We start from the raw sequence: 22,278 nt of genomic DNA on the forward strand, positions 1-22,278 counted from the left end.
CTAGACAGCTCCACTCCACAACCGGAGGCCTTCGTCATCACGTCTATCTACGTCGTGTCGTCACACAACCTCAACCAACCTCCCTGGGCAGTACACCTAGGCCGAGCCGGAGCTGCTCGACCTCGTTGCCGGCAGCCACGCTCTTCACCTCGGCGATGAACTGGTGTCCGTCGACGTCCCGCCACGCCAGGTCGACGTTCACCCCGGCCAGGCCGGATCCCGCTGCCACGCCCGAACCGGCCAGGTGGGCAACCAGCGAGCGGCACAGGCGGTCGTGCTCGTCCACCCCGGCCCAGTAGGCGTCGGCGTCGAACGACCGCTGCGCTGGCAGGTCGCCCCTCATAGCCACACCGGTATACGGCCGGTCGAAGCCAACCCCGCCACCGAGCGGTCTTCAAACCGCCGCACGGCGTCGACACGTTGCCGAGCGAGCGCCCCGGCGTGGGTGGGAACGGCTTTTCCGCTGTGCCTGCCCACGATGGCGTCACCCTCGTCGAGCAGCTCGGCGTAGCGCAACGCCACCGAAAAGATCAGGTCGTCCGCGAGCACCTTGAGCGCCAGGCGTTTCTCAGGGTTCAGCTTCGCCCCGGCAGCACGGTCCCGGAGGATGGCGGCCAGTTGGATGAAGCCCATGCGCGGCTTCCCCGGTGAGCCTTGCGAACCCGCCCGGCTTTGCGGCTTGCCGGGGGGGGGGGCGACGCGGAGACGGTTTCCCCGGCCCGTGGCTTCCGCGACTCCGGCACGGACGGCTTCCACGGCTCAGGGACGATCGGCCGACGGGTTCGGCACCCCTGGTCGTGGACAGGGTGGCGTGGCAGCCGTCGCACATCGGCGCTGACCAGTCCCAGTCGAGAGTAGCGACCGTCTTGGTGGTCGTGTCACGGCCGCAACGGCCACAACGGAAGGTCACCCCTGACTGGAGCCGGTACTGCTGCAGTCGTCCCCGGACGGGAAGCATCTCCCTGATACGCCAGTCGGCCGGGATGTCTCTCGCCATGCCGCTCCCTCCATCGCCGTCGAGTAAAGAGACCGCCGCAGTGTGGGGACAGGTCCACCGTGCTGCTATGCCTTGGGTCGCCGGTCGCGGGTGGCCTTGGGCGGGCGCCAGAAGGTGAGGGCGTCGTCGGTGAGGTGCAGGCGGTTGGTGGTCTCGGCGAGGAAGCCGGCGTAGATGTCCGCCGGCGAGGCGCCCCACTCCGGGTCGAAGTCGCCGTGCCACTGGCGTACCCAGGGCAGGATCTCGCGCAGCCCCGCGACCAGCGGAAGCAGCCGGTCGGCGGCCCAGCCGTCCTCCTGCTCGCGGGCCACGATCAGGGTGGCCAGGGCCTGGGCCTGCTCGCGGTGGTCCCAGCCGGCCCAGCCGACCAGCAGCGACGCGTCACCGTCGCGGCTGGCACCCGGGTACGAGACGAACCGCTCCTTGGGCACGTCGAGCTTGCCCCGGTGCCGCCAGTAGCTGCCCTTGAGGAAGTCCGCCGAGGTGTACTTCGGCGGCACCGGGATCCGCTTGCGGAACTCCCGCTTCGCCGCCTCGTCGGGCAGCGAGTCCTCCTGCCGCTGCAGGTCCCACACCTGCTCCCAGTCGGCCCGCTTGCTCAGCCCGGAGTCCTTGTAGCGCAGCGCGGCCAGGTGCGGCACATGCTCGTCGGCGACCAGGTCGGCGACCACCTTGCCGAGATCCTGACCGGGCGCGTAGATCCCGGCGACGGTGAGCACGTCCTCGTCGCGGCGCAGCTCGTCGGCGAGCTGCGCGGTGGTCAGCGGGCGCGGCTGCTCCAGCCCGTCGACGTGCTGATACCACAGCTCCCGCGCCTCGCACCGGTCCAGCAGCCAGTCGCGCAGCGCCTTCGCCTGCATCGCGTCCCAGCCCTCGCTGGCCCACCGCCGCTTACACTCCGGCCGCTCGATCAACCCGATGTTGCGATTGCCCTCGATGACCGCGATCCGCCGCTCCACCACCGCCCGGTACTCATCCGACCAGTACGCCGGCAACTCCGTGATCGGCGTCGACCCGTGCCGCGCGAACCACTGCGTCTCCGCCTCACCCGCCGCCATCTTGCGAGCGAGCACGATCTCGAACGCCCGCTCCCCCAGCTTCAGCTCGGGCACCGAACCGGCCAGGGCGGTCAACTCCTCGTCCAGCAACCCGTAGAACGAGTAGACCTGCCAGTCCAACTCCTCCTGCAACGCGATCATCCGTGCCCGGACCGAATGCCACTCGTCACGAGCGGCAGTCAGCCGTTCGCGGGTCGGCATCCCAGAAGCCGCGACCGCGGCGGGGCTCACCGTGGCGAGCGACTGCGCCAGGCCGTCGATCTCCCGGCTCAGTTCGAGGGGGTACGCGGACGGCAGTGGGAACTCCTGCAGCTTGGTACCGGTGAACTCGTAGAAGCGTTCCCAGTCATCACTGGTGAAGCCGCCACCTTCACCGCGGATGCCCTTGTCGTGGCTGACCTCCTTAAGCCAGAAGCACGCGGTCGAACTGTTGAGCACGCCGAGCAGCCGCACGTGCTCGTCCTTCGACGCCCCCTCCGGCAGCTTGATCACCGGCGCCGAACGATTGAAGACCTTCCCACCCCGGTCCAACACAACGTGGTTATGCGTAGCCACAAACGCAAACGCGATCGACAACGGCGTCCGGTACCGCTCGGGGACCCAGCGGTACCACGTCCACCACGGCTCGTCCGACTGCGCGCGCGTCTGGCCGCCGAATCCTGTGGTGGATCCGAGGACTCGACGCAGCGACCACAAGTGCCTACCCCAGGCGGTGGTGAGGTCGAATGGCACCGGTTTGAGATCGACCCCGTAGGGCACCAGCGCGTGATCTTCGGGGGCGATGTCCCAATCACGGACGACGTCGCCGGTGACCAGCGGACGACGCAGCGAGTCTGTTCCTGCACGACGGAACCAGGCTGGTGGCGCAAAGAACGCCTCGTCCTGGCCGGGAAAGCTAGCAAACCCGATCGCGCCGCTGATGCTCCGCTGTAGTGGCGTCCGGTCACCTGCTTCCAGCGCCACCATCAGCCCAGCCGCGCCGCCTCCGCTGAGACTCCATGGGAAGGCTGCCAGGTCTGCACGCCGCGTATCGGCAGCGGTGACCCACTCGCTCTCGGAGCCGGGCCGGTGCACCTGACCGATGATCGCCTGCCAGACGAGGCCCTGGCTCGGGTCCCCGGGGGCGCCGGGCTCGCCGCGGATGCCCATGACCGTGCGGATCGTGCCCGCCCGGCCGCGGTTGGTATTGCGGCCGACCAGAATGACCGTCGGCGTGCCGTGGCCAGGAATGTATGCGCCAGAGGTGTCGATGACGTGGGTCAGGTTGACGTCGACCGCGAACAACTTCTCAATCATCTTCTTGCCGAACTCGCGCTTCATGAACGAGTTGGCCGTGATCTGCCCGACGTACCCTGCGCCCTTACCGTCTCCGTCACCTGTCCTCGCGAGCTGGAAGAACCGCTGGGCGAATGGCACCGACAGGGCATACTTACCGGAACAGGCGTCGTACATCTCGCGATACGCCTCGTTGAGGCCCTTATCCTTCACCGTGATGTACGGCGGATTACCCACGACGACGTGATAGCGGCCTGAGCTGAGGATGCCCGAGTGCTCCTGCACGTCCTCGGTCGCGTAAGCGAACTCCGTCATCGGGTCCTCGCCGAACAGCATGGCCTGCCGCCGCTTGATCAGCGAATCGCCGACAGCGAGGTGCATCGGGAAGACGTAGCCGGCCGAGTCGGCGAGGGACTTGACGCCGCTGGCGCGGAGGGCGGCGACCAGGAGGCGGAAGCGGGCGATCGCGACCGCGAACGGGTTGATGTCGACGCCGTGGACGGCGTCGAGGGCGAGGCGTACCCGCTCGTGGGGGCCGCGGTTGGGGGCGTGCTGCTCCCACTCCTTCAGCAGCCGGTGGAAGGCGCCGAGGACGAAGTGGCCCGAGCCGCAGGTGGGGTCGATCATCTTGACCACGTCGTGGCCAAACTCGGCGATCGCCGGGGTGAGGGTCAGGTCGAGGATGAACTCCTCGACGAACTCTGGAGTCTGGAGCAGGGCGTACGTCTTGCGGGCCGCCTCGGACAGGTCCTGATAGAGGTCACCGAGGAAGCGGGTGTCCCACTCCGGGTCGGTGAAGTCGTGCACCAGGCCGCCGGTCTCGCCGCGCCGGCGCCAGAAGGCGATCAGTTCCTTGGCTGCGTCATGTGACAGCGGGATCTGGTAGAGCGGATTGTGCCGCTTGTCGAACAGCGACTTGCCGGCCTGGGTGCTGGCGATGGCGTCGAAGCCCTGCTCAAGCCAGCCGCGCAGGGTTTCCTCGGGCCGGTCGCGGAAGAACTGCGCCTCGGCCTCCTCAGCCAGCACCAGGCGGTCCCCCGGCCCGGCCAGGTAGGGGTCGGGGAGCAGGCCGTTGTCCTCACAGAACCGCACGAACACGGTGCCGAGCACCCACGCGACGGCGACCTGGGTGACCCGCTCGTCCCGCCAGGCCGCCCAGGTGGCGGCGGTACGCCCGACCTTGAAGGCGTGGTCGTACTCACCACCCAGTCGGAGGCGCACCTCCTCGACCGATTCGGCCTGCTCCCGCAGGTCCTTTTCCAGGTTCTTGACCTGCTTCTGCAGGTCGGACAAGAGCAGCTTCCGGTCGATCACGCGACGACTCTAGTCGTCCCACTCGCGTGACGGTGTTACCCGTAAGGCCCGATTCGCCCGTCGGGTCGCTACCTACGGCTCCCGCATCCAGGTCTTTGGGTCGGTGACGAAGACGCCCTTGCCCTGCTGCCGGCGGATCACCCGCAGAGCTTCGAGGCGGACGTAGGCCAACTGCACGGTCCCGTAGCTGACGCCGTAGTCGGCGCGCGTTTCGGTGATCGACGGCAGCCGGTCACCGGGCTTCAGCTTCCCCGACCTCACGTCGGCCATCACGTCATCGGCGATACGCAGATATTCGGCTGATTCGGGCATGTCACTCCTCGCGTGGCAACCCGAATTCGATCACAGCTCGACTCACTAAACAACGTGCTTTGACTTCCCTGTGTTCCCTGGTTATGTTTGCCCGGAGCCGCTCCTCGCGTGGCAACGAGTTCGGCTCGTCCCCCTGGTCGGGGCGGGTGCACGTGCCCGTCCCGACCCACCGGACTGCTCCGCTGTCGTACCGCTGGTCAGAGCTGCGGCGGCGGGGCGGGCGGGCCGCCTGCGGCCGGCGTGCGGACGGCCCGCCCTTCCAGACCCACCGAAAGGGCCTTCCCCGCCCCCGCATGCTCAGGAAAGGACCGACGTGGCCCAGGTGTATCGAGGTGGCCAGCTCTACGGGACCGGTCGCCCGGCTCGGTTGACGCCGCACGAGGTGCGGACCCGCGAGTTCGACCCGCGTCGGCGCGGTGCCGACCCCGATCAGGTACGCGACTTCCAGGCCCAGGTGGCCGACGAGCTGAGCGACCTCCACCGACAGGTACGCATGCTCAGCCAGGAGAACGACCGACTCAAGCGGGCGCTGCGGGACTGGCAGACCATGCACGCCCGGGAGGGCCGACCGCCGCAGGAGTACCACACCAATGACGGCAGCTGATAGGCGTGCACCCCTCCCCCGGCGACCTGCTGTTCATCGACGGCCGGGCCTCGGTGCAGTTCGCCGGTGATCGTGCCCTGATGTTCCATGTCGTTCAGTCTGCGACCGCCTGACGGCTTGGGATCGCGACCCTCAGCGATAGAGACCTGCTCCCGCAGCTCTTCCAGAATCCGGTCGGTGACCCGGCGTTTCTCCCACTGCTGGAACTGCCGGTACACCCTCTGCCAGGGCGGGAAATCGACCGGAAGCTGCCGCCACGAGCAGACACTACGCACCACGTACAAAATCGCATCCACCATCGCCCGACGCGGGTGCTTCGGGATCCGCCCAGGTGACTTGATCAACGGGACATCGGCTCCACCAACTCGCACTACCCATCGGTCAAGTCCGACGGACACCGCCGCTCACGCTCCACCCCGCCAGCTTCACGCGGTTCCCGCCGCCGCCAGGGACACGCCGTGCGACACCACTCTCAAACACTCACCTACTGCAAGGATGGACGTCGCAAATGACGGTATTGACGCCAGAAGTCTGGTGGAGTTGAGTACAAGGGTACGGGCGCTCGGCCTTCCATAGGCGGGGACGCCCAAGTAGTTGGAGCTAGAACTCGCGAGAAAGTGTGTGATCTTGGCGTCGGATGACCATAACCTGCGGGTCGGCACACGTTATAAGTTAGAGCTTGTCGGGACGCGCTCGTCGTACACCTTAATAGCCGAGGTGGTGAACGTTCTCGAGACCGATATTAGGCTAATGACGGACGATGGCCGAATAATCAGGGTACCGATCGGAGCGGTTAGGTCGGCCACGGCGCACCATCCCACCCCCCGGCATAGGTCTCAGCGGCCCACCTCTCGGCAGGGAAAGGCCTCAGAGCCTGCTCCTCAGCAGGAGCTGGGCCGCGTCCGTAGCCAGGGCGACATCGCGCGCGGACTCCGGGAAACGCTTCGTACTGCAGCTTTGCAACATGACTATGTAAAGCGGACAGAACTTATCTCCGCTCGTCTTGCGCAAGACCTCGGTTTCATCACGTCCTCAGTAAACCGCCAACGGGCGGAGGCCGTACTCGAAGTAGCCGGAAAACTACTTCGTTTACTCCAATGCGGAGACGACACTAAGGTGTCGGACTCAGATGCACGAACTAGCTTCTTCAATTCGGAGCGAAATGTAAGGAAAGGTCGAAGCCATCAGGGCCGGGCCGGAACGTTGCCGACAGCTCTGGACGAGATTTTTGAAACGCTGATAGAAATAGAGCGTCTACATTCAAAGGCCTTGGCCGAAAAGGGAAGCTCCGCGCCGCGGATTCTTACGCAAGATACGGTGAATGTAACGCGCGGCAACGACAACGAATTCGAGCTTCCGGTCCGGGTGTCGCTCGATCAACCGTCACTGAGTGTGCGTAACGTTCGCCTGATTCTCGATAAATTTAGGAATCTGAAGGTAATCGGGAGTCTTCCCGTTGTTGAAGAATTGCGGGCCGGCGAATCGCCCATTCTAACTGCAAGAATGAGAGACAATAGAAAGCAGGGATCCCGAACTGAGGTTCGGGTTGACGCGCACCTGTCTTTCATCGGACCTGGTGGCGCAACTCTAGAAACGCCTCGGCAAACTCTTATCGTTAAAATACATGGAAAGGAAGAGCATCAAGAAATTGCCAACCCCTTCCGGGCGTATGCTGGCGGCCTTCCTGTCTCCAAGCGTGAGATGTTCTTTGGCCGCAGAACCTTGATTGATGAGTTTGTAAGGGAGTTAGCCAAGCCCCCTGGAGGTATGTGTTACGCGTTATACGGGCAACAGCGAACCGGGAAGTCGAGTGTCCTAGAGCAGGTTAGGCTTCGGTTGACTGAACGAGGAGCTATCGTTGCGAGTCTGTCGATGGGGACAATCGACAGAAGAAGCATGACGGTCGATTTCGTCGAGGAAATTCTTGATCAATTCCGTGTCCAGTTGGACCGCATATTGCCATCTGAACTGTCGGATCCGCTCCTCGCGCGCTGGCCGGATGCGACAACGATCGAGAGGCGCCCGCTTCGAAGCCTGCAACGAGCACGAGAAGCGGGTCGAACCGTTCTGCGGCGGGCAGGATTCTCGGCGACGCCGTTCGTTGTCGTCGTGGACGAGTTCACATACTTGCACGAAGTTCTTCGACGTCGCGGTATTGAGCCTCGTGAGCACAACGAACTCCGAGATTTCATGCGACAGCTTAAGGGAATCTTGGAGGCCCGGCTCTTCTCGGCTCTGCTAGTGGGACAGGACACTATGCCGAGATTCCTAGAGTCTTATCCCAACGAATTTAGCGTAATGGCTACTCGGAGACTCGACTATCTAAGCCTGGAAGAGACCCAGGCCTTGGCTGACGTTCCCGTGCGGACACCACAGAATGCTAGTCGATACACGGGATATGCACTGAGCACTATCGCAACATATACCGAGGGCCATCCCTTCTTCACCCAAATACTCTGCGACCGAATAATTGAATTCGTAAACTCAAGACGACGATCAAATATAACGCAAAGTGATGTCGAGGAGGCAGTTGAAAGTCTGCTGTCAGGAAATGACTGCATCGAGCCGCATAAGTTCGATTGTCTGGTTAGCGCCGACAACACGCATTCCTTGCTCTCAGCGATAAACCAGGAGCATGAAGAGGATGGTTCACGTCTTGCAATGGAGGTCCTGCGTCGGATTGCACTCCTGTCTGGGAGTCAGAACAACCCAATTTCGATTGAGGCGCTGCAACTAGAAGCAAGGCAGACGAAGGCGCTCGAAGATCTTCGAATGCGTGGAGTTATTCGCGAGACGGACACGGGTGTTGCCATTCGCGTCCTACTGTATGCCGACTACCTGAGGCGGAGAGCATCTTGACTTCCCGGAAAGATCTTCCCGAGCGAGTACGTGCGCTGTTAAGCGCACCAGCGAACGTTGCCGTGCACGGCAGTCCCGGTTCCGGAAAATCTTGGATCTCAGATCGCGTCATCGCAAGTCTCGATGGCGGTGGTGCGCGCCTTGTTAGAGTAGACCTCTCGACAGTTATGTCTGGGCTGGAGCTATTTTCTGAAATAGCTACCTCGACTTCGCAAAGTCTACGGCGCGAAGCCGGAACCTCGCTTCCACCGAACACACACGCAGCTTGGAAGGCCGCGCGGCTGCAAATCGAGCAGGCAGGCTGTCATGTCATACTTGTCCTGGACCAATTTGACCGCGCCCTACATTTTGACGATGGACAAGAATTCTTGCTACTTTTTCGTGAGCTTGTTCACCGCCCGGAGACATTGCCATGCACCGCCCTCATCCTGTCTCGAAGATCGCTACAATCTATTGAGGCAAAGGTTAGCGGAATTTCGACGCTCGCCAGCGTTTGTTACACGGAATTTTTAGGAAGCGTCTCTATCGACGATGTCAGCTCCTTTGTGCCCGGCGTCAATAGCATCAGTGCGACCGATGCGATCGAGTGCCTGAAGTGGTCGGGAGGTCATCCGGCGCTTGTGAAATACTGGCTGACCGTTCGTCCGGACCGCAATCCGGCACGCGCTGCCGACCTGGAACGATCGAAGTTGTTTCTCCGGGTGATCGACTACCTTAATGAAATCGATTTAGTTGACGCTGCGGCGCAATTCGTGCTTGGTCCAATAATTGAAGACATGCTACTTGAGAAGCAGGAGTTGGAGCTTCTAGGGATACTTTCCCTGCGAGGCGACAGCTCTGCGGATGAAGCAGCCTTATCTGACCAGGATATATTTCGTGATGCGTTGAGGAATCGCACCTGGAGTCTGGATCCTTGGGGCATACTTGGTCGCGCCGAAGTGCGATTGCGCGCTGCGGTGGAGGCCCGAATGATGGACGTTTATGGCAGTGATTGGCCGGCATTGGTGGCGAAAAAGAGTCCGGCAATCACGCGAGCGCGGAACGAGGCGCTTCAAAAGATGGAACGCGACCAGAAGATGTTTGCGCGGCAGGCTCCCTGGCTTTCCTATACCTATCCTGGTGACTTGTGGACGATCATTCAAGCTGAATGGCAGCACTTTCAAAAAGTCTTCGAGAAGAATGACAAAGTGTACTGGAGAAGCGTTCTAACGGGGCTAGCTCAATATAGAGCACCTCTCGCTCACGGTCGGCCCGAAGTTCTCGGTGAAGCCCAACGGGCGCAATGTCGAATCTTCGCTAATGAGGTCATAGAATCGATCAACCGGTTCGAGGCGAGCACTCGGACGCTACCTAGAAGAACTGTCGAAACGTGAATGTGCGATCGAACAACTAAACCCTCGACACTGTGAGGCGAGGGACAATCAAATACCTGGTTGAGGTTATTGCATCAGCGACTAGAACCCCGCGACGCAGCAAGTGAAGCGAGGGAAATCGTTGCGGGGTTGGAGGCTGCCGGGTCGCACCACAGGTGCATACTTCATCACCTCGGGTGGCGCTCCTTGAGCGTCACGCCGTCTCGCGTCCGTCCGGTCTCATCGCGATGACAGGGTGCGCGACGGTACGCCTTCGACCACGAGGTCGTAATGGTGGCCGACGTGCGAGAGCTGCCCTGCCGCGAACGCTGCCTCCGGGCGCGATGCCTCACGTCTGCGTCCCAGCACGCTATGCCGACCAACTATCGAGTCGTCGGCAGACGCAGATGCCGGACGCCGCCAGGACATGCTCAGTCATGTACTCACCGAGTTTGTCCATACGGGCGGCGGTGGCGACGGCGTCGCTGGCGAACGTGATGGCGACGGCCGTCCCATGGCCGTGGGTCCCAGAAAGCCGCAACACGCTGCCGTGCCGACGTCGTCATGACGGAATGCTATCGGTGGATCTGGGCAAAGACAGGTGCGCAGCTCCAAGACTTTCAGCGGAGTGACGAGGGGACGGCCCTTAACTCCGACGTCGAATCCTGGTGGTTGTCCCCTCGGTGTCCTTCCACTGGTGGCGACCGCGAAGTACCGTGCCTGCACAACGGTTCCTTGGTGGGAGCAAACAATGGAGATCGTAGGTAACCGAGCAATTGAGACAGCTGCGATCGACTACGTCATCATGAGAGAGCGTGAAGCCGGACGGACGGCATGCGACGTGAGGGGAACCGGATCCGCAGGTGACGTGGCGAGTCCACCCCGCATGATCGAGGTGAAGGCTTACGGGAAGTCAGCCAGGGGCACCGATCTGTGGCTCGAAGTCCGCCAGGTCGAGGAAGCCCTTCAGAACCCCGACTTCTGGATCTACGTGGTCGAGAACGTCCGTCAAGGCGATCCCAGCCAGTTCACGCTCAAGATGCTCGGGGGAGAACGCCTCCAGAAACTGCTAGGACGGGCGAAGGAGCAGCGGTACTACACGCTCCCGTGGCCCGTTGCTGATTACGACACACCCGCGTGAATCCTGGATCCACGCCCTGACGTACTCGCCATCGCACGTCGCCAGCGATTCAGCCTAGGAGTTACGCCGTGACGGCGCTGCGGTGAGCGTTGACGACCCAGGCGTCCGGCAGGGCGATCCACTCGTTGTCACCCACCCGCACCACCGAACCGTCCAGCTTGGGCAGCAGCGCCGGATCCTCCATCGGGCAGAGCAGCCACACGTCCCCCGCCCCACCCCGCGCCGCGTCGGCCAGCTCGTAGAGCCGGTCCATCGCCCGGTAGCGCGCCAGCACCGCCGCGTCGTGCAGCAGCACCGGCCCCGCGTCGGCCGACAGCTCGGCGCGCAGCTCCGGCGCGGCCAACTGCCACGCCCGCTCGACGTACTCCCCCAGCTTGATGGCGCCCCGGGAGCCGGGCGGCGCGATGTCCGCTCCGACCACCGTCTCCCAGGTCGGCTTGGGATGCGCGTCGACCAGGGCGTGCAGGTGGTCGAGGAATCGGGCCGCCACGTTGACCGGTCGGGCGTCGAAGCGCCGGGCCAGCTCTTCGCGCGCCAGCCCGTACCGGGACAGTCGTACCGTCAGGGCCCGGAACCCGCCGGCGGACCGCGCGCCGGTCAGTCGCTCCTCGGCCCGCATCGCCGCCGCCAGCTCCGGCGACTCGGCCGTCCACCGGCTCGGCGCGGCGGTCACCGACGGGCGCCGCTGCATGATCGACATGGAGGACGAGGCGTTGCGGGCCGGCAACGGGACGTACCGGTCGCGGTCCCAGCGCAGCTCGAAGCCGGCCTCGGCGAGCAGCCGGTCCAGCTTCGGATGCGGGGGCAGCGGGTCCAGTTCGGGGAAGCGCGTCCGCACCCGCTGGGTCACCTGCTCCGGCGTCAGCCCGCGACCCCCGTCCGGCGAGGCCGCCGGGGGCACCACGCCGGCCTGGGCCAACCGCAGCGCGCGGACCGGGTCGAGGTCGCGCGGGTAGAGCTCCAGCCGCGCGGTCGCAGCGGCGCGCTCCGAGGCCACCGCGGCGAGCAGCACGCGCCGCCGCTCGTCGATGACGTCGGCCGCGCCGCCGGGCGCGGTGACCGCCGCGAGGGTACGCAGCACCGTCGCCGGGCTGGGCAGCACCTCGCTGGCGGCGAGCTTGTCGGCAGCCCTGCCGAGCGCGTCGGCGTAGTCGAGCAGCGCTGGCGCGGCCGGAGTGTCCGGCGCGTCGTCCTCTCCCGCTTCCAGGGCCACCAGCAGCCGGTCACCGCGCGGGTGTGGCTTGCCGTTGATGTCGGCGCGGGCATGCCGGCGCAGCAGCAGGCGCGGTTCGTCGGCGAGCGCGTCGATCTCCACGGCGGCCCGCACCGCGGCGACCGCCACCGCGAGCCGCAACGCATCCCCGGTACGCACCGAGCCGCGGCTGCTCAGCAGGGCCGCGGCCAGCTCGGCGACGCCCATCACCCGGCCGCCGTCGCGCAGCAGCTCGATGATCTGGGTACGCACGCTGCCGACCACCGGGATGTCGTTCCAGCGCTTGCGCTGCTTGCCGAGGATCTGCGCGATCCGGGCCGGGGTGACATCGAGCCGCTTGGCCACCTGCGGGTGCTGGGGCCACAGCGGCAGGTCCGGCAGTACGCCGGTGGCGTCGGGCAGGTGCAGCGCCAGCCGGGTGGCCTCGACGTCCTTGGGATTGCGGCTGGCCGGGACGAGCAGGGTGGCGATGGCGTCCAGTCCGACGCGTACCAGATCGGGGTCGCCGTCCCCGGCAGCGGCCTCGGAGGCGATCTCCTCCGTCGCGGCCTTGCGCGCGGCGGCCGTGGTGGGAATGGTCTCCCGCTCCCCCAGCCGGCCGCGCCACTCCTTCACCCGGCGCTGCAGCTCCTGGCGGGTCTTGGCACCCAGGCCGGGCAGGTGGGCGAGCTTGTTGGCGACGGCGAGCAGCTCGCCGACGGTGGTGGCGTCGAGGCGGTGGGCGGCGGAGACCGCGCGCGGGGTCAGCCCGGCGGCCTCCAGCGCGGTCGCGCGGGTCGCCTTGGTGGCGGCCTCGTCGCGGGCGGCCTCGGCGGCCTTCTCGTCCGGTTCGTCGGCCTCGATCTCCGGGTGGTCGGTGCCGACCGGGGCGCTCGCGTCTGAGCGGCGAAACACCTGCTGCCAGGCGTCGCGCATGTCCTTGAGCGAGGCGAACCGCTGGCGGTGGTCGCGGTGCAGGGCGCGCTGGAGGAAGTCCACCAGGCCGTCGCGGATCGCCGGGTCGAACGCCTCGACCGCCAGCACCGGCGGGCCCTCGGTCAGCTGCGGCTCGGTGCCGCCGTCACCCCAGACGGGCAGCTCGCCGGAGGCCATCTCGTGCAGGGTGACCCCGAGGGCGTACCACTCGGCGTGCTTGTCGTAACCGGGGCGATTGGCGGTGCCGAGGAACGGGTCGAGGTAGCGGGGGGTGCCGGCGGTGATCTCCTTGACCGAGACGCCGGCCAGGGAGAAGTCGAAGAGCACGAGCTGCTTGGTGCGGTTGGGGCGCACCCGGATGGCGATGTTGTCGGGCTTGATGTCCCGGTGGTAGACGCCCTCCCCCTCCAGGTAGTCGAGGGCGCCGAACAGGTAGTCGCTGTAGGTCTCCAGCTCGTCGACGGTGAGCCGGCCGTCGTCGCGCAGCTTGCGGGCCAGGGTGCGGTCACCGGCGTGCTCCAGCACGATGACCGTGCGGTTGCCGATCTGCAGCGGCTCCGGCCGGGCCAGCCGGATCACCCGCGAGTCGGTGAGCGGGCCGAGCACCCTCGCCTCGTGCGCGAGCCGGGCGCCCTTCTCGTCGGAGAGCCCGACCTTGAGCACCTCCTCCCGGCGGGTGCGCTCGTTGAAGCCGAGGAACGCCCGGCAGGTCGAGCCGGTGCCGAGGCTGCGGACAATCTTCCACTCGCCGACCCGGTCGCCGCCGCGCGCTTCGAGCGGGTCGACCTGCTCGGGCTCCGGCTCCTCCGGGTGCACCGACGCCGGCGGCGGCGCGGTCAGCTCCTCCTCGACCACCTGGAGCATCTCGACGAACTCGGCCACCGTAGTGAGGCGCTGGGTCGGCACCGGCGCGGTGGCCGCCTGGATCAGCTCGTCGGCGAACTCGGTGATCCCGTCGGCGATCGCGGAGGCGCGCAGCCCGTTGTCCCGGGCCAGCCGGGTCAGCAGCTCGGCACGCTTCGCCGCCGGCGGCTGGCCGGTCAGGATCAGGTAGCTCAGCGCGCCCAGGCCGAAGACGTCCATCGCGACCGCGTCCGGCTTCGGCGCGGTCAGCTCCGGCGCGAGGTACGCCTCGGCGGAGCGCTCGATGTGCGAGGCCGCGTGCGTGGAGAGAGTGACCGGGTCGCCGCTGCTGCCCCCGCCGCTCCCGTCGACACCGCGGGTCGCCGCCTGCCAGTCGCTGAGCTGCAGCTGAGGAGTCAGCCACGCCTCGTCCTCGCTGCCACCCCGCCGCTGCCGTCCAGGGCTGACCAGGACGCTGCGCGCCGACAGGGCGCGATGGTGCAACCGCCGGCGGTGCGCGTACGCGACTGTCTCCGCGAGCTGGCGGATCATCGCCAGGCGGCTGAGCGCGTCGAGGCGGTCGCCGTACTGGGCCATGTAGTGGTCGAGGCGGATCGAGCGGGGGTCGTACCGGAAGATCAGCGCCGGTCCCGCCTCGTGCGACTCCATCGAGTCGACCTGAACGATCCCGGGGTGATTGATGCCGTGCAGCACCTGCATCTCGCGCTTGGCGGCGCGTTCGATGCTGGCCCGCTCGGCCTGCACCGCGTTGCGCTCGACGAGGTAGATCCGGACCCTCCGGCGCTCCCGCTCCAGGTCGCGGTGCCGGGCCTCGTGATCCTGCCAGGTCGGGCCGAGGTCGAACGGGCGCGGCTCCAGCTGCCACGACCCGATCTCGTAGTGCTTGCGGCTGCGGGCGATGCCGACCGCCTTGAGGAGGTCCGGCAGCGACGCGGACATCTCCTTCGTGACCCGATGCTGCTCGTCCTGCGGCGGGCGCTGCAACAGGGAGGTGATCGCCGGCAGCGGGCCCGGCTGGTGACCGGCCGCCGGCTCCGGACCGTAGATGCCGTGCAGGTGGTAATCGGAGAGGCCGATGTGCAGGCCGGGCTTGGACAGGAACACCGCCGCCTGCACGAACGGGATTTTGACCGACGCGCCCTTGCGCTGAGTCGCCGCGACCTGGAGCAGGGACTTGAGCTTCTTGGCCTTCATGTCCGCCAGATGCAGCGGGTTTTCGAAAGTGCGCGTGCTGTTGGGCCCGTTCAGGATCCAGTTGGAGCCGCTGGAGACCAGCCGGCCGGTCAGGCTCTTGATCTCGATCAGGTAGAGCCCACCCGGTCCCGCCACCAGCAGGTCGACCTCGTACGGGTGGCCGGTCTGCGCGGTGAAGGTGAAGTTCGACCAGGCCCGGTAGGGCTCAGTGTCCGGCAGCAGCGCCTGGACGTGCGCCAGCGCCTCGCGCTCGTGCGCGAACTGCGACGGCGTGATCGTCGTCCACCGGCCTTCCTGCATGCGGAAGATCCTAAGCCCAGCTGACCAGGACTCACTTGCCTGGCACGCCCGGTCCACGGCGACTACCGGGACGCCGAACGACTCGACCACCGTCCGAGTGCGCTGCACCAACCGAGGACCAGTGGGCGCACCGCTGGTAGCCGGCCGCGTGGTCAGCAGCCAAGCGGAGCAGGCGACTCAGTTCCTCGGCCGGCGCACCACATCCCCCGGGCCCCATCGGCCATGGCCTCGACTACGGCCAGCCTGTGACACCAACGCCATGCTTACCGTCCGACACCGCAGCCGCCACGACATGCGGTCGACGGCTGGATGTATTGCACACCGCGCAGGCGGCAACGCGCGCACGGCGGCTACGAGCGGAAGACACGGAGTCAGCGGGGTGCGCGTCTGGCCTCGATCAGGGTCCTGCTGGAATGGGCCACGAAGGCGCCATGCCTGCGGATGTGGGCATCAAGTCGTTCGAGATGGGCACGGTAGCGCTCGACGCTGAAGTCGGGTACCCACCAGACGCATTTGCGCAGGACGTAGACGACCGCGCCGATGTCGAAGAACTCCATCCGGCAACGGGCGGTGCGCAGGTCCACGATCTGCAGCCCGGCCGCCCGCGCCGCGGCGACTTCCCGGTTGGGATCACGAGCGAGGCGCTGGCCGGGCAGCGGGCCGAGAAAGTACTCGATGAGCTCGAACGCGGAGGCGGGTCCGACGTGCTGGGCAAGGTAGCTGCCGCCATCGACCAACACGCGGGCGATCTGCGACCAGTCGGGGTCGACGGGATGGCGGCTGGTCACCAGCTGGAAGCTGGCGTCGGGGAACGGCAACGGCCGGCCCGGCTCAACCGGGACGACCTCAACTCCCCGGGGGCACAGCAGGGCACGGGCACGCTCCACGTTCGGCCGCCACCCCTCGGTGACCACCATCCGCCGCGGCAGCTGCGGCACCCCGGCGATGACCTCACCGCCGCCGGTGTCGATATCCAACGCCGAGGCAACGTGGGGCATGCGCGACGCGAGCAGGCGCGAGTACCCCCACGGCGGTCGCTGTTCGGTGGCCCGGCCGTCGAGCCAGTCGAAGCTCCACCCGGACACGTCCACCGCGGCGGCCTCATCGACCAGGTCGTTGAACGTACGCACACCCGCATCCTCACCGCGCCGTCAACTGGCTTTCGTCCACGGGCACCACCACGCTTGTGTCGTAGACGCGTCACGGGCGGCGGGGCGGCTTCCCGCTAAGCACCCCTAGGCGCGGTAGGGCCGAGCTGCGCGGGCATCGCGCAACACCCGCGCCCACCAGGCGATCTGGTCCAGCAGCGCTCTCGCCGCCTGGTTCACCGGCCCGCTCTCCAGCGGCTCACCACGTTCGCCGAACTTGCCGTGGCACATCGCAAAGCTGACCGTCTCGCGGACGGTCACGGGGTGCAGCTCGGCGAAGACCACCCGCAGTTGCTCCACCGCCCGTAGGCCGCCGGAGATGCCGCCGTAGGACACGAAGCCGACGGGCTTGGCATGCCACTCCGGATTCACCGCGTCGATGGCAATTTTCAGCGCGCCCGGGTAGCCGTGGTTGTACTCGGGCGTGACGACCACGAATGCGTCTGCCCGGCCGATTCGCTCGGCGAAGGCGCGTACATCCTCGGCCTCGTACTGCCCGGTGACGACCGGAGTGGCCTGGCCGGCCACCGGGAGCGGGGTTTCCGCCAGGTCGATCAGGTCTACGACCACGTCTCCGCGCTGCTCGGCCTGCCGGGTGCACCATTTCGCCACCACCGGACCGAATCGGCCCGAGCGGACGCTGGCGAGGATAACCGCCAGCCGGTACGGCGACTCCGTCACGTCTGCCCCCACTATCTCTCACATCCCGACGCGTACAGCGCGGGGTGCGGGGCCGCCGATCTACGGTGCGGGCTGCCGCGATGAGCACCACCGCGGCCACCCTAGAACGCTGTTCTCCCTCATCCTGCGCTTCCTCGAGCCGACCTCCGGCACGGTGGCCCTCGACGGCCGCCCCTACCCCACCTACTCGCACGCCGAGATCCGCCGCCGGCTGGCGTACGTCGAACAGGAAACCCCGCTGCTGCCCGGCACGATCCGCGACAACCTGCTCTTCACCCACCCCGAGGGCGCCGTGGTCACCATCGCCCACCGGCTCTCGACGGTGCTCGACGCCGACACCATCGTCGTGATCGAGAACGGTCGAGTGCGGGCACGCGGCACACACGCCGACCTGATGGAGCGCGACTCCCTCTACCGGGGTCTGGTCGAGGCGCTCCGCATCGCCGAAAGTTCCGCCGCCGCCCCCGCCTGAGCCTGAATCCGTCGGTGGTTGGTGGAGTGGGTGTGCCGGGCGCGATGGGTCGCGCTGTGATCAGCATGGTCGATCACCGACGAACAGCCGCCGTCTGGTCAGTGGCGGCTGGCGAAGTCGGCCACCCGGCGGGCGAGCGAGCCCTCGGTCCGCGCCCAGGCGAAATGGTTCAGCCGGGCACCGGTCTCACCGGTGTAGTGCACCCGCTCCACCGGTGCCGAGACGAGCTTGCCGCACAGGTGATCGAGGCTGAACGGGGGTACGTAGTCGTCACCGGCAACGCTGACCGCGAGCACCGGCACGCGGAGCGCGGCAAGGGCCGGCTCCGGGTCGGTCCCGGCCACTGGCTGGTAGCGACCGTGCCGCGCGGTGTACGCCCAGTCGCGGATCACGCCGCGGGACTGCCGGCCGCCAAAACCCCACCCTGGCCAGACGCCGAGCAGCGCCGTGGTTGTCGCGACCGTCTGTGTCTGCGCCAGCGTCAGCAGCCCGCGGGCCCCCGGATAGGTCCGCCAGTACGCGAGCCCGGCGGCCACTACGACCATGCCGGAGACGCCGGATCCGCCGTCGAGGGCGAGGTGCAGCAGGCACACGTGGGCACCCAGGGAGTGGCCGAGCAGCACCGTGCGCCGCCCGGCGATGCGGGGAGCGAGCCAGTCGCGGACGGCGCCGACGTCGGCCGCAAGCTCTGGGTACCCGTACCGGGAGGAGCGGTCGGGGCGGGGCGAGCTGGCGCCGGTGCCGCGCAGGTCCACCACGTGTACGGCTGTCCCCGCAGCCACGAGTTGCTCGGCGAACGGCCGGTAGAAACGGGCCGGCACGCCCATCGCGGGCCAGATCATGACGGCGGGTGCGTCGGCGAGGCCCGGCTCCGGGTAGCTCTGCACCCCGATCCGAGCCCCGTCACGGTCGATGTACTCCTGAGTGGGATCCATTGGCGAGAGTTTATCCTTCGGGTAGTTGTCCGGTCGGCAGCGGAATCGGGGTCAGTGAGAACAGCTCGGGCGCCTCGACCTGTGCCGTCAGCATCCCCTCAACCGCGGCGAGCGGGCCCGGCGAAAGCTGCCAGGTCGGATCGAGGTGCTGGGCGAGCCGGTCCAACGCCGCGAGCATCCAGCTCTCGTCCGCGAAGACCCCGCCGGTGTTGTGGACACCGGTCAGGAGCACGCAGGCGGCGGCGTGCAGCACGCAGTGGACCCGAGCGGCCGTGTGCGCCAGCATTGAGCCGTGCGCCCGCCGGTCCACGCCGGACAGCCGCTCGACCAGCTCACGGTGGGCCGCGTCGAGCCGGCGTACTGACTTCCAGGACGAGAAGCGCGATGCAAGCTCCGGCCACGCACCCCCGATCTCGTCCCGACCACCGTTGGTCAGGTGCAGGCGCCGGGCGTCGTGCGTCCACGGCGTCAGCTCGGCCCGCCGATCGAACAAAGCCGGCAGCGGTGCGGGGTCACCGCCCGCACCGGCGGGGGCGAACACCAGGTCCGCCGCTACCGAGCTGAGGTTCACGTGCGTCGTGCCCTCGAAGATGCTGGCGATCGCCTGGTCCCGGTGCAGCTTCTGAAATGTGCGGGCGGGCACGGTGTCGCGCAGGTAGCCCCGCGCGCTGAGCACGGTGTTGAGATCGGCCAGCGCCCGTTCGACGGTGACCGGGACGAAGTACTTCACGATCGCGGACCACAGGCTAAGCCGTTCGGGCGCCTCGGTGATTGCCCGGACCGCCGGGATCGACACGCACTCTCCGATGATCAGGTCGAGGTAAGCCCGTACCAGGATGTCCCGGATCGCCGGCAGGGCGGTGATCGGCGCCCCGTAGAGGCGGCGACCACGGGCGTGCGCGTACGCCACGCGTAGCGCGGTGTCGAGACTGCCCAACGAGAGCGCCGCGATGAGCGTACGGGTGATCTGCAGGGTCTTCAGCGTCTGCGGTATGCCGGCGCCCGGTGGTCCCAGCAGCGCATCGGCGGGCACCGGGCAGTCGGTGAACGCGATGCCACTCAGGTCATGGCCGCGCAGGCCGACGGTCGGGACGCCCGGACTGTTGTGGTGGCGCTCGGCCGGCAGCCGCGCCTTGTCCACCAGCAGCAGCGAGAACTGACGGGGACCGGTGGTGACGTAAAGGGTGCAGAATGCACCCCGGGTGGCGTTGCCCACCGGCCACTTCTCGCCGTTGAGCACGTAGCGGTCGCCGACGCGCCGGGCGGAGACCTGGCACCCGGCGAGGTCACTGCCGTGGTCGCGCTCCGACATCGCGAAGGAGCCGAGGTCGCCGGCGAGCAGCCGGCCGGCGAGCCACCGCCGCTGCCGGTCGTCGCCCCACAGCCAGACCGGGTTCGCGCCGAGCAGGGTGGTGCCGAACGACACCGCGAGCCGCAGATCCCGGCGCGCGATCGTACGGCACATCGCGAACAACTCCTGGAAGGAGTGCAGCCGGCCACCGAACGCCTGCGGTACGAGGAAGCCGGGGAACTGCCAGGAGCGCAGCGCGTCCATCGCGTGCCAGGGCATTTCGTCGCGTTCGTCCTCCTCCACGCTGCGGGAGAAGGCGGATACCGCCTCGGGATGGTTCGGGTCGCCCAGGAACTGCTCAAGCTCTGCGGCCGACCGGTCCGCTGCGCAGGTGCCGCGAAGATCTTCGTCAGTCAGCATCGGAAGTGCCTACTCGCGACGTCGCCGACAGGGGGAAGCGATCGGCGGGGGTGGCCGGCGCCGACACGAGGTGCCGCAGGAACGCGGCCCGGCTGGCCCGCATCCAGTTGCGGGTGGCGAACATCTTGGCCGGCGGGGCGTACAGCGCAGCGGTGTGCTCCACGGCCGTGGTCACCTCCGCCGCGCTCGCACCCGCTGCGGCGAGCGCCGTTCCCCACGCCCGGCTGCTCAACGCGGCCAGCCCGGTGAACTCCGGTGAGTGCTGACCGGCCTCCGGATCCGCGGTAACGATCGCCTCGTTGCGCAGGTGGAGGTGCAGACTGAGCAGCGCCAGGTCCCACCCGACGCCGGTGGCCCCCGGCCCGAACTCCGCCCAGAAGCGCTCGTCGACGACGGCCGTGTGTTCGAGTTCGACGAGGGTCTCCCCGGCACCGTCGGACAACCGCACCGTCACCTCCGCCGCCGGGCTGTCCCCGATCACCCACTCCAGCGTGAACAGCCGCGTCGGCTCGCAGCGCACGACGGTGCCGTGCACGTTGCCTTCGAACGCGAAGGCCGCCCCCGGACGCCCCTCACCCTTGACGGCGAGAAACCAGCGTGAGATCCGTTCGGAATTGGTGAGGGCGTCCCACACCTCCTCCGCGCTCGCCCGGTAACCACGCCGCAGCAGAACGCTGCGCCCGTCGCCCGCCGGAATCCGCCGATGGCCGATCTCCCGGTGAACGGCGGCGAGCTCTTTGGCAATGTCTGTCATGGACGTCGTCCTTTCCCCCGCAGCGGCGCGCCGCCGGTCTCTGCATTCACACGTTGAACTCGGCGCGGTAACCGCCGAACTGTCGATCGATCCGGCTCTGGTCCAGCCCGAAGTCGGCGAGCGAGTAGCCAGGCCCGCCGCTGCGCTCGGGTGCCTGTTCGCTCAGGTGCCGGGCCAGCCGGGCGCCCGCTTCCCGGGAAAGGGCCACCCCAGCGAACTCGCACACCCGCGCGGCGACGCGCAGTGGGTCCGCCCGTAGGTCCCGCTGTCGCACGTCGAGCGTGTGCGCGGCTGGCCCGTACCGGTCGCCCTGACGCAGGCCCGACAATCCCTGTCGGGCGTACGTGAACCACTGGCTGCCGATGGCGTGCCGGTCGGCCCTGGCCCCGTTGGCCCCCCGTACGACCGCAGTGAGGTTGCACGCCGAGGCCAGGTTGGTCGCCGGATCGCGGTGCAGCCGGACGATTCGCGCCTGCGGGTATACCGCGGCCAGCGCCTCCAGGTGCCACAGGTGGGACGGGCACTTGAGGACGACGTGCTGCCCGGGCCGCCGCCACAGCATGCACCGCAGCAGCGTGCGGTGGTACTCGTACGTCTCCCGTAGGTCCTGCTCGTCCAGCCAGGCCAGGTAGCTCGGCACATGGTAACGCTGCGCGAAAATCGAGCTGGAGAAGGTTGTAGCGGTTAATCGGTGACACTCGTCGGGCCGCAGCGCGTCCAAGGGGTGCAGATCCCGGAACGCCGGCGCCACGCTGTAGTACTGCTCGACGTACCTGCTGGCAGTCCGGATCAGCCGTTCCTCCGAGGCCGGATCGGTCGATGCCGCGGGCGCCAGCATCTCCCACAACCGTGGCGCCCGCAGGTCAGGGTGCTCCGCGAGCAGGTTGTGCAGAGCGGTCGTACCCGTGCGCGGCATGCCCGTGATCACGACGACGTTCTCCACCGGAATCCGTTCGATCTCCGGATTGGCCTGCACGAGCCGGCTCGTCTCGATCTGCGTGACGAGTTGGGCGACCACGAAGTCGTGCAGGGCCTGGCGGCCGAAGGGGTTCAGGTCCGCCTCGCTCTCCACCGCGTCGAGCAGGCGCCGGAGGGCGGGCAGGAACCGCAGTGGCCGCCGGTCATCGTCACCCGCCGCTTCCCGCGCACGTGTGACGAGATCATCCAAGGCTAGGCTGA

Annotated in this window: 16 protein-coding genes and 1 pseudogene; 5 read left to right on the forward strand and 12 right to left on the reverse strand. The window is 67.3% G+C overall.

Annotated elements, in window-relative coordinates:
• Positions 1-70: 70 nt before the first annotated feature.
• From BLW47_RS17930 to BLW47_RS17945, 4 genes are all read right to left on the reverse strand, one after another.
• The gene (locus tag BLW47_RS17930; protein WP_091558858.1) at positions 71-343 is read right to left on the reverse strand and encodes a hypothetical protein; all 273 of its coding nucleotides are present in this window, start codon (positions 341-343) and stop codon (positions 71-73) included.
• Positions 340-633, reverse strand: coding sequence for a hypothetical protein (locus BLW47_RS17935; protein WP_091558864.1), 294 nt, complete (start codon positions 631-633; stop codon positions 340-342). The genes BLW47_RS17930 and BLW47_RS17935 overlap by 4 nt, the downstream gene beginning before the upstream one ends.
• Positions 634-1,062: 429 nt before the next feature.
• A complete protein-coding gene (pglX, locus tag BLW47_RS17940) occupies positions 1,063-4,644 on the reverse strand; it encodes a BREX-2 system adenine-specific DNA-methyltransferase PglX (protein WP_091558872.1) in 3,582 nt (1,193 codons plus the stop codon).
• 72 nt (positions 4,645-4,716) lie between these two features.
• The gene (locus BLW47_RS17945) at positions 4,717-4,956 is read right to left on the reverse strand and encodes a winged helix-turn-helix domain-containing protein (protein ID WP_091558877.1); all 240 of its coding nucleotides are present in this window, start codon (positions 4,954-4,956) and stop codon (positions 4,717-4,719) included.
• Between the two features lie 313 nt (positions 4,957-5,269).
• On the opposite strand from BLW47_RS17945, the gene BLW47_RS17950 reads away from it, so the two are divergent.
• Positions 5,270-5,560: a DivIVA domain-containing protein gene (locus BLW47_RS17950; RefSeq protein ID WP_245736725.1), complete on the forward strand. Its 291-nt coding sequence runs from the start codon at positions 5,270-5,272 to the stop codon at positions 5,558-5,560.
• Positions 5,561-5,762: 202 nt separating this feature from the next.
• On the opposite strand, the pseudogene BLW47_RS26075 reads toward BLW47_RS17950, so the two are convergent.
• Positions 5,763-5,889, reverse strand: a pseudogene (locus BLW47_RS26075) (transposase); the annotation flags it as partial.
• 940 nt (positions 5,890-6,829) lie between these two features.
• Between BLW47_RS26075 and BLW47_RS17960 the strand changes: the two are divergent.
• The 3 genes from BLW47_RS17960 to BLW47_RS17970 all read left to right on the forward strand — a co-directional run bounded on the left by BLW47_RS17960 (position 6,830) and on the right by BLW47_RS17970 (position 10,912).
• On the forward strand, positions 6,830-8,419 hold the full coding sequence (locus tag BLW47_RS17960) for an ATP-binding protein (protein WP_175543691.1): 1,590 nt from the start codon (positions 6,830-6,832) through the stop codon (positions 8,417-8,419).
• Positions 8,416-9,792: an ATP-binding protein gene (locus BLW47_RS17965; protein ID WP_175543692.1), complete on the forward strand. Its 1,377-nt coding sequence runs from the start codon at positions 8,416-8,418 to the stop codon at positions 9,790-9,792. Before BLW47_RS17960 ends, BLW47_RS17965 begins: the two co-directional genes overlap by 4 nt.
• A gap of 730 nt (positions 9,793-10,522) precedes the next feature.
• Entirely contained in the window at positions 10,523-10,912 is a 390-nt protein-coding gene (locus tag BLW47_RS17970; RefSeq protein ID WP_139307349.1) for a protein NO VEIN domain-containing protein, read from the forward strand.
• 61 nt (positions 10,913-10,973) lie between these two features.
• Here the strand turns inward: BLW47_RS17970 and pglW are convergent, their stop codons facing one another.
• The 3 genes from pglW to BLW47_RS17985 form a co-directional block, all read right to left on the reverse strand.
• Entirely contained in the window at positions 10,974-15,398 is a 4,425-nt protein-coding gene (pglW, locus tag BLW47_RS17975; RefSeq protein WP_091558900.1) for a BREX system serine/threonine kinase PglW, read from the reverse strand.
• 371 nt (positions 15,399-15,769) lie between these two features.
• Positions 15,770-16,528, reverse strand: coding sequence for a class I SAM-dependent methyltransferase (locus tag BLW47_RS17980; RefSeq protein ID WP_091558904.1), 759 nt, complete (start codon positions 16,526-16,528; stop codon positions 15,770-15,772).
• A gap of 105 nt (positions 16,529-16,633) precedes the next feature.
• A complete protein-coding gene (locus BLW47_RS17985) occupies positions 16,634-17,227 on the reverse strand; it encodes an NADPH-dependent FMN reductase (protein ID WP_091558907.1) in 594 nt (197 codons plus the stop codon).
• Here BLW47_RS17985 and BLW47_RS25835 point away from each other — a divergent pair.
• Positions 17,142-17,699, forward strand: a complete 558-nt coding sequence (locus tag BLW47_RS25835; RefSeq protein ID WP_281247287.1) for an ATP-binding cassette domain-containing protein — start codon at positions 17,142-17,144, stop codon at positions 17,697-17,699. The genes BLW47_RS17985 and BLW47_RS25835 overlap by 86 nt on opposite strands.
• A gap of 98 nt (positions 17,700-17,797) precedes the next feature.
• Here the strand turns inward: BLW47_RS25835 and BLW47_RS17995 are convergent, their stop codons facing one another.
• The 4 genes from BLW47_RS17995 to BLW47_RS18010 are packed head-to-tail and all read right to left on the reverse strand — an operon-like array spanning position 17,798 to position 22,267.
• Entirely contained in the window at positions 17,798-18,634 is an 837-nt protein-coding gene (locus BLW47_RS17995) for an alpha/beta hydrolase family protein (protein ID WP_091558912.1), read from the reverse strand.
• A gap of 10 nt (positions 18,635-18,644) precedes the next feature.
• On the reverse strand, positions 18,645-20,345 hold the full coding sequence (locus BLW47_RS18000; RefSeq protein WP_091558915.1) for an acyl-CoA dehydrogenase family protein: 1,701 nt from the start codon (positions 20,343-20,345) through the stop codon (positions 18,645-18,647).
• Positions 20,335-21,099, reverse strand: a complete 765-nt coding sequence (locus tag BLW47_RS18005) for an SRPBCC domain-containing protein (RefSeq protein WP_091558918.1) — start codon at positions 21,097-21,099, stop codon at positions 20,335-20,337. The genes BLW47_RS18000 and BLW47_RS18005 overlap by 11 nt, the downstream gene beginning before the upstream one ends.
• Positions 21,100-21,145: 46 nt before the next feature.
• Positions 21,146-22,267: a sulfotransferase family protein gene (locus BLW47_RS18010; RefSeq protein WP_245736727.1), complete on the reverse strand. Its 1,122-nt coding sequence runs from the start codon at positions 22,265-22,267 to the stop codon at positions 21,146-21,148.
• Positions 22,268-22,278 lie beyond the last annotated feature (11 nt).

Origin of the sequence: Micromonospora pattaloongensis (assembly GCF_900107255.1) — a bacterium.
Lineage (GTDB): Bacteria > Actinomycetota > Actinomycetes > Mycobacteriales > Micromonosporaceae > Micromonospora_I > Micromonospora_I pattaloongensis.

Coding starts and splice junctions, on each gene's coding strand:
- BLW47_RS17930 (WP_091558858.1), bottom strand. CDS start 343: ATGAGGGGCGACCTGCCAGCGCAGCGGTCGTTCGACGCCGACGCCTAC.
- BLW47_RS17935 (WP_091558864.1), bottom strand. CDS start 633: ATGGGCTTCATCCAACTGGCCGCCATCCTCCGGGACCGTGCTGCCGGG.
- BLW47_RS17945 (WP_091558877.1), bottom strand. CDS start 4,956: ATGCCCGAATCAGCCGAATATCTGCGTATCGCCGATGACGTGATGGCC.
- BLW47_RS17970 (WP_139307349.1), top strand. CDS start 10,523: ATGGAGATCGTAGGTAACCGAGCAATTGAGACAGCTGCGATCGACTAC.
- pglW (WP_091558900.1), bottom strand. CDS start 15,398: ATGCAGGAAGGCCGGTGGACGACGATCACGCCGTCGCAGTTCGCGCAC.
- BLW47_RS17995 (WP_091558912.1), bottom strand. CDS start 18,634: ATGGATCCCACTCAGGAGTACATCGACCGTGACGGGGCTCGGATCGGG.
- BLW47_RS18000 (WP_091558915.1), bottom strand. CDS start 20,345: ATGCTGACTGACGAAGATCTTCGCGGCACCTGCGCAGCGGACCGGTCG.
- BLW47_RS18005 (WP_091558918.1), bottom strand. CDS start 21,099: ATGACAGACATTGCCAAAGAGCTCGCCGCCGTTCACCGGGAGATCGGC.